The organism is Rhodococcus sp. NPDC060176, assembly GCF_042728675.1.
Lineage (GTDB): Bacteria > Actinomycetota > Actinomycetes > Mycobacteriales > Mycobacteriaceae > Rhodococcus_F.
Window position 1 is genome coordinate 149603 of record NZ_JBHWYS010000010.1, and the last position, 10814, is coordinate 160416.

General features: G+C 61.4%; 12 protein-coding genes. 11 read left to right on the forward strand and 1 reads right to left on the reverse strand.

The window, feature by feature from the left end:
• Positions 1-12 precede the first annotated feature (12 nt).
• The 10 genes from ACFWEM_RS30470 (at position 13) to ACFWEM_RS30515 (ending at position 8351) form a co-directional block, all read left to right on the forward strand.
• Positions 13-483, forward strand: a complete 471-nt coding sequence (locus tag ACFWEM_RS30470) for a hypothetical protein (protein ID WP_378449328.1) — start codon at positions 13-15, stop codon at positions 481-483.
• Between the two features lie 280 nt (positions 484-763).
• Entirely contained in the window at positions 764-1591 is an 828-nt protein-coding gene (atpB, locus tag ACFWEM_RS30475) for a F0F1 ATP synthase subunit A (RefSeq protein WP_378539450.1), read from the forward strand.
• Between the two features lie 82 nt (positions 1592-1673).
• Complete coding sequence (locus tag ACFWEM_RS30480) at positions 1674-1916, forward strand: ATP synthase F0 subunit C (RefSeq protein WP_378539451.1); 243 nt, start codon at positions 1674-1676, stop codon at positions 1914-1916.
• A 7-nt stretch (positions 1917-1923) separates the two neighbouring features.
• A complete protein-coding gene (locus ACFWEM_RS30485; RefSeq protein WP_019749173.1) occupies positions 1924-2481 on the forward strand; it encodes a F0F1 ATP synthase subunit B in 558 nt (185 codons plus the stop codon).
• Positions 2482-2486: 5 nt separating this feature from the next.
• The gene (locus tag ACFWEM_RS30490) at positions 2487-3311 is read left to right on the forward strand and encodes a F0F1 ATP synthase subunit delta (protein WP_003941304.1); all 825 of its coding nucleotides are present in this window, start codon (positions 2487-2489) and stop codon (positions 3309-3311) included.
• A gap of 62 nt (positions 3312-3373) precedes the next feature.
• The gene (gene atpA / locus ACFWEM_RS30495; protein ID WP_007726218.1) at positions 3374-5017 is read left to right on the forward strand and encodes a F0F1 ATP synthase subunit alpha; all 1644 of its coding nucleotides are present in this window, start codon (positions 3374-3376) and stop codon (positions 5015-5017) included.
• A gap of 48 nt (positions 5018-5065) precedes the next feature.
• The gene (locus tag ACFWEM_RS30500; RefSeq protein WP_003941320.1) at positions 5066-6049 is read left to right on the forward strand and encodes a F0F1 ATP synthase subunit gamma; all 984 of its coding nucleotides are present in this window, start codon (positions 5066-5068) and stop codon (positions 6047-6049) included.
• Positions 6050-6052: 3 nt separating this feature from the next.
• The gene (gene atpD / locus ACFWEM_RS30505; RefSeq protein WP_003941349.1) at positions 6053-7504 is read left to right on the forward strand and encodes a F0F1 ATP synthase subunit beta; all 1452 of its coding nucleotides are present in this window, start codon (positions 6053-6055) and stop codon (positions 7502-7504) included.
• 6 nt (positions 7505-7510) lie between these two features.
• Positions 7511-7879 carry a F0F1 ATP synthase subunit epsilon gene (locus ACFWEM_RS30510; RefSeq protein WP_003941287.1) on the forward strand — a complete coding sequence of 123 codons (369 nt, stop codon included), beginning with the start codon at positions 7511-7513 and terminating at the stop codon, positions 7877-7879.
• 49 nt (positions 7880-7928) lie between these two features.
• Positions 7929-8351 carry a DUF2550 domain-containing protein gene (locus ACFWEM_RS30515; protein ID WP_276117342.1) on the forward strand — a complete coding sequence of 141 codons (423 nt, stop codon included), beginning with the start codon at positions 7929-7931 and terminating at the stop codon, positions 8349-8351.
• Positions 8352-8361: 10 nt separating this feature from the next.
• Here the strand turns inward: ACFWEM_RS30515 and ACFWEM_RS30520 are convergent, their stop codons facing one another.
• On the reverse strand, positions 8362-8934 hold the full coding sequence (locus ACFWEM_RS30520) for a cob(I)yrinic acid a,c-diamide adenosyltransferase (protein ID WP_019749169.1): 573 nt from the start codon (positions 8932-8934) through the stop codon (positions 8362-8364).
• A gap of 54 nt (positions 8935-8988) precedes the next feature.
• On the opposite strand from ACFWEM_RS30520, the gene murA reads away from it, so the two are divergent.
• A complete protein-coding gene (murA, locus tag ACFWEM_RS30525) occupies positions 8989-10248 on the forward strand; it encodes a UDP-N-acetylglucosamine 1-carboxyvinyltransferase (protein ID WP_095971611.1) in 1260 nt (419 codons plus the stop codon).
• The last annotated feature ends 566 nt before the right edge of the window (positions 10249-10814 follow it).

Sequence of the window (10814 nt, forward strand, 5' to 3'; positions counted from 1 at the left end):
CCCTTGGGCATCGTGACGAACACGCCGCAGCCTGTACCTGCCTCGCAACCCATCCCTGATTCGACCGCCGCCATGAAGTCGGCCGTGAAGTGGGGTGTGATGGGGCTGATCGCGCTGGCCGTGGTCGGCGCGCTCCTGGGCGGGCTCTTCGCCGGTAAGGAAGGCGTCTACGGCGCCTTGATCGGCGCAGCCGTTGGCGGCGGGTTCATCCTGTTCACTGCGTTGGGCGTGCTGCTCACGGCAAAGCTGCCCGCGCTTACGGCCGGCGCAGTTCTGCTCGGCACGTGGCTGCTGAAGATGATCCTCGCGATGGTGGTTCTCTTCGTCCTATCGGACATGGATTTCTACAACAAGACCGCCCTCGTGCTGGTCATCATCATGTCGCTGGTCGTGGTGCTCGGTGCGGAGACGTACGGCGTTCTCGGGACCAAAACTCCGTACGTCGATCCCACTCCCAGCAGCAACGTCGACGACGCTGAGTAGTACTACAAGACGTAACTAATCGGACTTCCAGGTACCCCATCTACACAATGTCGTAGATGACTTGATAAGGTTCGGTTCAAGCGAGAGCAATGGTGGGCCGAGTAACACTCAGCCGACGATGCCATGTGCTCGCAGGTGGTCGAAATTCTGACCGCTGAGTCGACGAGAGTCGCCGACACCGACAGACGCCAGGCCCCGCTAGGGTTCTCCAGCTGCTGACGAATGCGCGAGTCGAACTTGTCGACTTGTAGATCGTCAATGTCCGATCGAACCGCAGTCAATGATGGCTGCGGACCGACTACGGGAGAGAACGCTGAGCGTCACCACCCTGGCCGCGGATGAATTCCATGCGCCGTCACTAGACGATTTTTTCCCGCCCTCCGTGTTGATTCACGCGGGCCCCTTCGAGCTCGACCGTCTGATGCTGATCCGTCTGCTGATGTCGGTGCTGGTCGCAGCCTTCTTCGTGATCGCGATGCGCAGCCCTCGACTGGTTCCCCGCGGACTCCAGAACGCAGCTGAGCTTGCGCTCGACTTCGTTCGGATCAACATCGCCGAGGAGATCCTGGGCAAGGAACAGGGCAAGCGCTTCCTGCCGGTCATCACGACGATCTTCTTCATCGTGGTCGCCAGCAACCTGGCCAGCATCATTCCTTTCCTGAACATCTCGCCGAACGCGCGAATCGGTATGCCGCTGGTACTCGCAGCGCTCGCCTACATCGTGTTCAACTACGTGGGAATCAAGAAGTACGGCTTCTTCAAGTACGTCAAGAGCAGCATCGTCGTTCCCGGCGTCCCGTTGCCCTTGCACTTCCTGTTGGTGCCCATCGAGTTCATCTCGACCTTCATCCTGCGTCCGTTCACGCTGATGGTTCGTCTCATGGCCAACATGTTGGCCGGCCACATCCTGCTGGTGCTGTTCTTCAGCGCGACGAACTACTTCTTCTTCGTGTCCGGCGGATTCCAGGCAATCTTCGGTGTTCCGTCGATCATTGCCGGTATCGCATTCACGTTCTTCGAACTGCTAGTCATCTTCCTGCAGGCTTACGTGTTCGCGTTGCTGACTGCGGTGTACATCGAACTGGCGCTACACGCCGACGAGCACTGACCTTTACCTCCTCACCAGCTACACCAAGAACTGAGCCTCTTGCCGAATCCGGCAGAGGTCAACAGAAAGGGAATGGAACATCATGAGCGTCGCTTACCTTGCGCAGGAAGTTGCCGAGCAGCGGTCGACGGGCTTCGGAGCCATCGGCTACGGCCTCGCCGCCATCGGCCCCGGCATCGGCGTGGGCATCGTCGTCGGTAAGGCAATTGAGGGCATGGTCCGCCAGCCCGAGATGGCCGGCCAGGTTCGCACCACCATGTTCCTCGGTATTGCATTCACCGAGGCCCTCGCATTGATCGGCCTTGTCGCCGGTTTCATTTTCTAAGACAGACATGGGAGCCACCTTCGCAGTGCTCGCGGCAACCGAGGAGACACACAATCCTCTCTTGCCCGAGACATACGACATCGTGTGGTCCGCGGTTGCGCTCGTCGTAGTCGGTTTTGTCTTCTGGAAGCTCGTTCTTCCGAAGTTCCAGAAGGTCTTGGCCGAACGCACCGAGCAGATCGAGGGCGGCATCAAGAAGGCCGAAGACGCACAGGCAGAGGCGGCAGCAGCGCTCGAGCAGTACCGCGCACAGCTCGCCGAAGCTCGTACCGAGGCAGCGCAGATCCGTGAGGAAGCGCGTACCCAGGGTCAGCAGATCATCGCTGACATGAAGGTTCAGGCGCAGGACGAGAGCGACCGCATCGTGGCCGCAGGCCACAGCCAGCTCGTTGCCCAGCGTCAGCAGATCGTCGCTGAGCTCCGCTCGGATCTCGGCAAGACCGCTGTAGACCTGGCCGAGAAGGTCATCGGGGAGTCCCTCGCCGACGACGTGAAGCGTGCCGGAACGGTTGATCGATTCCTCAACGAGCTCGACACCGTCAGCGCTGATTCAGCCAGGAAGTGAGCAACATGTACGCAGCGAGCCGTGAAGCCTTGGCGCAGACTCGTTCTGCGCTGAGCAGTGCCCTGGGCGCCGTCTCTGCAGGAGCCGCAACTGCTGCTTCTGCTCAGGCTGGGTCCGAGCTCTTCTCGGTGGTCGAGGTACTCGACGGCCAGCGCGCTCTTCGCAGCGCGCTGGCTGACGCTTCGGCACCGGCCGCTGGTCGCCAGGCTTTGGCAGAGCAGTTGTTCTCCGGAAAGGTCGGCGCCGAGGCGCTCGCCACCGTGAAGGCAGCTGCAGGCCAGGACTGGTCTGCGGCCCGCGACTTGGTCAACTCGCTCGAACTGCTGGGACGCGAAGCTCTGCTCCGCGCCGCAGCCGATCAGAGCCAGTTGGACACCGTTGAGGACGAGCTCTTCCGTCTCGGTCGCATCGTGGCAGGGGATCCCAGCCTGGAGCAGACGCTCTCGGATCTGTCGGTTCCCGCAGCCCGCAAGCGTGAGTTCCTCTCCCGCTTGCTCTACGGCAAGGTCACCGCGGTCACCGAGGCACTCGCCGGACAGGCCGTCGGCCGGTTGAAGTCTGCGCCCGCAGACACTTTCGATCAGCTGTCGAATCTTGCCGCAGCGCAGCGCGATACCACCGTTGCTCACGTTCGCAGCGCCTCGGCGTTGAGCTCGGAGCAGTCGGATCGCTTGGCCAGCACTCTTACCCGCACCTACGGGAAGCCGGTAGCAGTACACGTCGAGGTCGATCCAGAACTCCTCAGCGGCTTGGTCGTCCGGGTGGGCGACGAGGTTATCGACGGCAGCGCAGCGGGTCGACTCGCAGCACTGCGGAAGAACCTCAAGTAGTCCTTCAGCCGAACACATACTCCAGATCTTTTCGAAGACCAGACACCGAGAGCAGGAAAAACATGGCGGAGCTGACGATCTCCTCCGACGAGATCCGTAGCGCGATCGACAACTACACCGCGAGCTACTCCCCGGAGGCCTCCCGTGAGGAGGTCGGCACAGTGACCGACACCAGTGACGGCATTGCGCACGTCTCTGGCCTGCCTTCGGCTATGTCCAACGAGCTGTTGGAGTTCCCCGGTGGAATCGTCGGCGTCGCGCTCAACCTGGATGCCACCGAAATCGGTGCCGTCATCCTTGGCGATTACCAGAACATCCAAGAAGGCCAGGAAGTAAAGCGCACGGGCGACGTTCTGTCGGTTCCCGTCGGCGATGCTTTCCTCGGCCGCGTCATCGACCCGCTGGGTGCGCCCATCGACGGCCTCGGCGAGATCGAGAGCACCGAAAACCGTGCACTCGAACTGCAGGCTGCTTCGGTGCTCGAGCGTCAGCCGGTCGAAGAGCCGCTCCAGACCGGTATCAAGGCTATCGACGCCATGACCCCGATCGGCCGCGGCCAGCGCCAGCTCATCATCGGCGACCGCAAGACCGGCAAGACCGCGGTCTGCATCGACGCCATCCTGAACCAGAAGGCCAACTGGGATTCCGGCGATGTCAACAAGCAGGTGCGCTGCATCTACGTTGCCATCGGTCAGAAGGGTTCCACCATCGCGGGCGTCAAGGCTGCCCTCGAGGAGAAGGGCGCGATGGAGTACACCACCATCGTTGCTGCTCCGGCCTCTGATTCCGCAGGCTTCAAGTGGCTCGCACCGTACACCGGCTCGGCCATCGGCCAGCACTGGATGTACCAGGGCAAGCACGTTCTGGTCGTGTTCGACGACCTGACCAAGCAGGCAGAGGCGTACCGCGCCATCTCGCTCCTGCTGCGTCGCCCGCCGGGACGTGAGGCTTACCCCGGTGACGTCTTCTACTTGCACTCCCGTCTGCTGGAGCGTTCGGCGAAGCTGTCCGACGCACTCGGCGGTGGCTCGCTGACGGCTCTGCCGATCATCGAGACCAAGGCGAACGACGTCTCGGCTTACATCCCGACCAACGTCATCTCCATCACCGACGGTCAGGTGTTCCTCGAGTCCGACCTGTTCAACAAGGGCGTTCGCCCCGCGATCAACGTCGGTATCTCGGTCTCCCGCGTCGGTGGCGCTGCACAGACCAAGGGCATGAAGAAGGTTTCCGGTTCGCTGCGTCTGGAACTGGCTCAGTTCCGTGAGCTCGAAGCGTTCTCCGCCTTCGCATCCGACCTCGACGCTGCCTCCAAGGCTCAGCTCGAGCGCGGTGCCCGTCTGGTCGAGCTGCTCAAGCAGGATCAGTACAGCCCGATCCCCGTCGAGGACCAGATCGTCTCGATCTACCTCGCCGGCGAAGGCATCTTCGACAGCGTTCCGATCGGCGACGTCCGTCGCTTCGAGAAGGAACTGCTCGAAGACCTCAAGCACTCGGCTGCAGGCGTCTACTCCAGTATCAACGGCGGTAAAGCACTCGATGCCGACAACGCTGCTGAGCTGATCGCTGCAACGAACAAGTTCAAGGAAGGCTTCATCGCATCCGACGGAAGCCGGGTCGTGAACGAAGCCGAGGCTGACGCTTTGGGCGCCGACGAGGTCGCGAACGAGCAGATCAACGTCAAGCGCAAGACCGTCAGCAAGTGACGTACGCGCCCATGACACTGCGAATTCCGAAGGGAGAGTGATTGATCGATGGCGAGCATTCTCGAATTGCGGTCTCGTATCAAGTCGGTCAACTCGACCAAGAAGATCACCAAGGCACAGGAACTGATCGCGACTTCGCGTATCACCAAGGCTCAGATTCGCGTCGCCGCGTCCAAGCCGTATGCCGAGGAGATCACGAAGGTACTCACCGAATTGGCGAGTGCGTCTGCTTCGCTCGATCACCCGTTGCTCAACGAGCGTCCGGAGCCCAAGCGGGCTGCCGTGCTTGTTGTCACCAGTGACCGCGGCATGTGTGGCGGCTACAACTCCAACGTCCTCAAGCAGGCAGAAGAGCTCATGGCTCTCCTCCGCAGCGAGGGCAAGGAGCCGGTCGTCTACGTGCTCGGTTCCAAGGGGCTCGGCTACTACACGTTCCGCGGCCGAGACATCGGTGCTGCGTGGACGGGCTTCTCGCAGGATCCGGGTTACTCGGATGCAGCGAAGGCCAGCCGCCACCTGGTGGAGCTGTTCATGGCTGGTTCGGGTAACCAGGTTGCCGCTCCGAACGGTGAAGGCACGATCGAGGGCGTCGACGAACTCCATATCGTCTACACCCGTTTCGTGTCGATGCTGACGCAGACTCCCGAGGTTCGCCGCATGGCTCCTCTCGAGGTCTTCGTGTCGGAAGAGCGCATCGAACTCGGTGACGACATGCTGACCAACGGCCACGACGACGACCATGACAATGGCCCCGTCGCGGACTTCAGCTTCGAGCCCGAGCCCGAGAAGCTTCTCGGCGCTCTTCTCCCGAAGTACGTCAGCACTCGTATCTTCTCGTCGCTTCTCGATGCTGCGGCATCGGAGTCGGCAGCCCGTCGTACAGCTATGAAGGCCGCGACGGACAACGCAAACGAACTGGTGAACACGTTGAGCCGTCAGGCCAACCAGGCTCGCCAGGCCCAGATCACCCAGGAAATCAGCGAGATCGTCGGCGGCGCCAACGCGCTCGCCTCGAGCGCAGGAAGTGACTAGCACATGACCGCAGCAGTAACCGAAAACAACGGGGCAGGTTCGGCTTCGGCCGTAGCCGGCCGCGTCGTGCGGGTCATCGGTCCCGTCGTGGACGTTGAATTCCCGCGTGGCGCTGTTCCTGAACTGTTCAACGCCCTGAACGCCGAGATCACGCTTCCCTCGGTCGCCAAGACGCTGACGCTCGAGGTTGCACAGCACCTCGGTGACAACCTGGTCCGCACCGTCTCCATGCAGCCCACCGACGGCCTCGTCCGCGGCACTGCAGTGACCGACTCGGGCAAGCCGATCTCGGTTCCCGTCGGTGACGTCGTCAAGGGCCACGTGTTCAACGCACTGGGCGATTGCCTCGACACCCCGGGCCTCGGCCGCGACGGCGAGCAGTGGGGCATCCACCGCAAGCCACCAGCCTTCGATCAGCTCGAAGGTAAGACCGAGATCCTCGAGACCGGCATCAAGGTCATCGACCTCCTCACCCCGTACGTCAAGGGTGGAAAGATCGGCCTGTTCGGTGGCGCCGGCGTCGGCAAGACCGTTCTGATCCAGGAAATGATCACGCGTATCGCTCGCGAGTTCTCGGGCACCTCGGTGTTCGCAGGCGTCGGCGAGCGTACCCGTGAGGGCACCGACCTCCACCTGGAAATGGAAGAGATGGGCGTCCTCCAGGACACCGCCCTTGTCTTCGGCCAGATGGACGAGCCGCCCGGAACGCGTATGCGCGTCGCCCTGTCCGCACTGACGATGGCGGAGTACTTCCGCGACGTTCAGGGCCAGGACGTTCTGCTGTTCATCGACAACATCTTCCGCTTCACGCAGGCAGGCTCCGAGGTTTCCACCCTCCTCGGCCGTATGCCTTCGGCAGTGGGCTACCAGCCCACGCTGGCGGACGAGATGGGTGAGCTCCAGGAGCGCATCACCTCGACCCGTGGTCGCTCGATCACCTCGCTGCAGGCTATTTACGTGCCCGCCGACGACTACACCGACCCCGCGCCGGCTACGACGTTCGCGCACCTCGATGCCACAACCGAGCTCTCGCGCCCGATTTCGCAGATGGGTATCTACCCCGCTGTGGATCCACTGAGCTCGACCTCCCGCATCCTGGAGCCCGGCATCGTCGGTGCCGAGCACTTCCGCGTTGCCAACGAGGTCAAGCGCATCCTGCAGAAGTACAAGGAACTGCAGGACATCATCGCCATCCTCGGTATGGACGAGCTTCAGGAAGAGGACAAGGTCCTCGTCGGCCGCGCCCGTCGTATCCAGAAGTTCCTCGGCCAGAACTTCATCGTTGCCGAGAAGTTCACCGGTGAGCCCGGCTCCGTCGTGCCGCTCCGCGACACGATCGAAGCCTTCGACCGCGTCTGCAAGGGCGAGTTCGACCACCTGCCCGAGCAGGCATTCAACAGCTGCGGTGGACTCGACGACGTCGAGGCTGCAGCCAAGAAGATGGCCGGGAAGTAGTCCACGATGGCTGAGATGACCGTAGAACTCGTTGCCGTCGAGCAGCGCTTGTGGTCTGGTTCGGCGACGCTGGTCAGCGCTCAGACCACCGAGGGTGAAATCGGAATCATGCCTGGGCATGAGCCGGTCCTCGGTCAGCTGATCGAAGGCGGAACCGTGTCGATCACCTCGGTCGACGGCGAGCGTATCGTTGCTGCAGTACACGGAGGATTCCTCTCCGTCACTGCGACGACGGTGACGATCCTTGCCGAGTCCGCGGACATGGCACAGGACATCGACGTCGAGGCAGCCAAGGCTGTCTTGGCCGAGAACTCGGGCGACCTCGAAGCGATTGCGGTCGCCAAGGGTCAGCTCCGGGCCGTCGAGCGCGCGTAAGTTACTCGAGTAAAGCCGCGACGGGAGCCGACGAACAGTGACATTCGGAATGACTGTATTGATCATTCTGGTTGTGCTGCTCGCGGTTCTCGTCGCGGCTTTTCTGTATCGTCTTGTAGTTTTGCGCCGAGGCGGTACTGCTGCACTGCTTCGTGTCTTGCCATCCCCGGGGGACAGCGGGTGGCGGCACGGAATCATTCGCTACGGCGAAACCACTTTCGTTTTTTTCAAGCTGTCGAGTCTGCGGCCCGGCCCGGACTCCAGAATTGATCGTCAAGGTATCGAGGTCGAGAGCCGTCGCTCTCCCTCAGGCACCGAATTCGACATCATGAGCGACGACATCGTCGTCGTGAAGGTCAACGACGGCTCGTCGGCCTACGAAATCGCTTTGGACAGTGGGGCATTGACAGCTTTCCTGTCCTGGGTCGAGTCGCGGCCGGACGGGCGCGCCCGTAGGCGACGCACCGCCTGACCGGTCCCGCTCAAGCCCCGGCGCCGGGCTTCCAGAGCACATCGCCTTCCGGGTTTGCCACTCTTCCCATGATGAAGAGCAGATCCGACAACCTGTTGAGGTATTTCGCGGGGAGGACGCTTGTGTCTTCCGGGTTCGCATCGATGGCGGACCAGGCCGCACGCTCCGCACGCCGTGAGACGGTTCTTGCTACGTGAAGCAGGGCACCCAGGGCAGTTCCGCCCGGCAGAATGAACGAATTCAACGGTGCCAGTTGCTCATTGAGCTCATCGCACCACCCTTCGAGTCGATCGATGTAAGCCTGAGTCACTCGCAATGGTGGGTACTTCGGATTCTCGACTACAGGGGTGGACAAGTCGGCCCCTGCGTCGAAGAGGTCGTTCTGGATCTGGCGCAGCATCGCGAGGAGATTCTCCGGGGGAGTGCCGAGGGCAACGGCCACACCGATCGCTGCATTGGTCTCGTCGCAATCCGCGTAGGCGATCAGACGCGGATCGTTCTTGGACACGCGGGAAAAATCGCTGAGGCCCGTGGTCCCGTCGTCGCCGGTCCGGGTGTAGATCTTCGTCAGGTGAACAGACATAGGGCTACGGTACCGGCGCGGTGCCGACGAGGTTGTGGCTCTAGGCTGTGAACCGTGAGTGAGCACTTTCTTGTGACCGGGGGTAACCGCCTCGAAGGTGAAGTACTGGTGGGAGGGGCCAAGAACAGTGTGTTGAAGCTGATGGCCGCTGCGCTGTTGGCCGAAGGCACAACTGTCGTGACCAACTGCCCGGACATTCTCGACGTACCCCTGATGGCGGACGTCTTGCGAGGTCTGGGCTGCGAAGTTGAACTCGAAGACTCCGAAGTGCGGATCACGACGCCGGCCGAGCCGAAGTATCACGCTGACTTCGACGCGGTGAAACAGTTTCGAGCGTCGGTGTGTGTGCTTGGTCCGCTGGTTGCGCGTTGTCGCCGCGCTGTTGTCGCCCTGCCTGGTGGCGACGCCATCGGTTCGAGGCCCCTCGACATGCACCAATCCGGGCTCCGCCTGTTGGGTGCGCGCAGCGAGATCGAACATGGATGTGTAGTTGCCGAGGCAGATGACCTGCACGGCGCGAACATTCGCCTTGTGTTCCCGTCGGTGGGTGCAACCGAGAACATCTTGATGGCAGCGGTCCTCGCCCGTGGTGAGACCGTGATCGACAACGCTGCACGTGAGCCCGAGATCGTGGATCTGTGCAACATGCTCAACGAGATGGGCGCCAAGGTATCTGGCGGCGGAAGTTCGACGCTCACCATTCAAGGCGTCCGCAAGTTGGAACCGACTACGCACCGTGTCATCGGTGATCGGATCGTAGCTGCAACGTGGGGCGTCGCAGCCTCTATGACCAGGGGTGATGTCCGCGTTCGCGGGGTGAACCACAAGCATCTCGGACTGGTCCTCGACAAGCTTCGGACAGCCGGCGCGGAGGTGACGCCCGAGGTCGACGGCTTCCGTGTCATCCAGCGAGAACGGCCTAAGGCGGTCAATTTCGCAACCTTGCCTTACCCCGGATTCCCCACTGACCTGCAGCCGATGGCAATCGGTTTGGCTGCGGTTGCCGAGGGCACGTCGATGATCACCGAGAACGTGTTCGAATCACGCTTCCGATTTGTCGAGGAAATGATCCGACTCGGCGCCGACGCTCGTACTGATGGTCACCATGCTGTGATCCGCGGCGTTCCAGTGTTGTCGAGTGCGCCGGTGTGGTCTTCGGACATTCGGGCCGGAGCCGGGCTCGTGCTTGCCGGGTTGGTCGCGGACGGAACCACCGAAGTTCACGACATCTTCCACATCGACCGTGGGTATCCGCGATTCGTCGAGAATCTCCGTGGACTCGGGGGAGTAATCGAGCGGGTGGGCACCGAATAGGTATCAGTGCTCGGCGTCACACTCGGGCCTAGTCGCCGTTGGTGGAATGACAGAACTGTCTGACCTGGCCTTGGCTGACCAATTCGCTGCAGTGACCAGGCGATTTGTGAATTGATTGAAGGTTCGCGTAACTTATTCCAAGTCAGAGCGACACGGACACCGACTCCCGCTTCACGGCGAGTGACACGAGGTTGTACGAAGTGCCTGACCAAATTTCGAAGTAGTTTCCATCATGTATGGTTGTGCTTCACCTCCAGTTCTTACCCGAATGTTTAGCGGTTTGCGCCGATGATCATGATGAGATAGGCTGGAAAAGTTGCCCCGGATCGGCGGCCATAGGGTCGTGGTGATGGTGTGTGCGTGTTCTTTGAGAACTCAACAGTGTGTCGATGAATGTCAGTGCCAAAATTTTTTGGTACTTCGCATGTCGGATGATGTTCCGGGCCTTCGGGTTTCGGTTCTGATGTTCGGGGTGTGAGTATTTTTTGTCGGTGATTGTTCATTCTTCCGTCTGAATGGTTGCCGACACATTTTTTGCTAGTTGAGTTTTTTTGCTAGTGATTTGA

What these genes read in the sequence shown, in the direction of transcription:
- atpB (WP_378539450.1), top strand. Translation starts at nt 764, where the DNA reads ATGATGGCTGCGGACCGACTACGGGAGAGAACGCTGAGCGTCACCACC.
- ACFWEM_RS30480 (WP_378539451.1), top strand. Translation starts at nt 1,674, where the DNA reads ATGAGCGTCGCTTACCTTGCGCAGGAAGTTGCCGAGCAGCGGTCGACG.
- ACFWEM_RS30485 (WP_019749173.1), top strand. Translation starts at nt 1,924, where the DNA reads ATGGGAGCCACCTTCGCAGTGCTCGCGGCAACCGAGGAGACACACAAT.
- ACFWEM_RS30490 (WP_003941304.1), top strand. Translation starts at nt 2,487, where the DNA reads ATGTACGCAGCGAGCCGTGAAGCCTTGGCGCAGACTCGTTCTGCGCTG.
- atpA (WP_007726218.1), top strand. Translation starts at nt 3,374, where the DNA reads ATGGCGGAGCTGACGATCTCCTCCGACGAGATCCGTAGCGCGATCGAC.
- ACFWEM_RS30500 (WP_003941320.1), top strand. Translation starts at nt 5,066, where the DNA reads ATGGCGAGCATTCTCGAATTGCGGTCTCGTATCAAGTCGGTCAACTCG.
- atpD (WP_003941349.1), top strand. Translation starts at nt 6,053, where the DNA reads ATGACCGCAGCAGTAACCGAAAACAACGGGGCAGGTTCGGCTTCGGCC.
- ACFWEM_RS30510 (WP_003941287.1), top strand. Translation starts at nt 7,511, where the DNA reads ATGGCTGAGATGACCGTAGAACTCGTTGCCGTCGAGCAGCGCTTGTGG.
- ACFWEM_RS30515 (WP_276117342.1), top strand. Translation starts at nt 7,929, where the DNA reads ATGACTGTATTGATCATTCTGGTTGTGCTGCTCGCGGTTCTCGTCGCG.
- ACFWEM_RS30520 (WP_019749169.1), bottom strand. Translation starts at nt 8,934, where the DNA reads ATGTCTGTTCACCTGACGAAGATCTACACCCGGACCGGCGACGACGGG.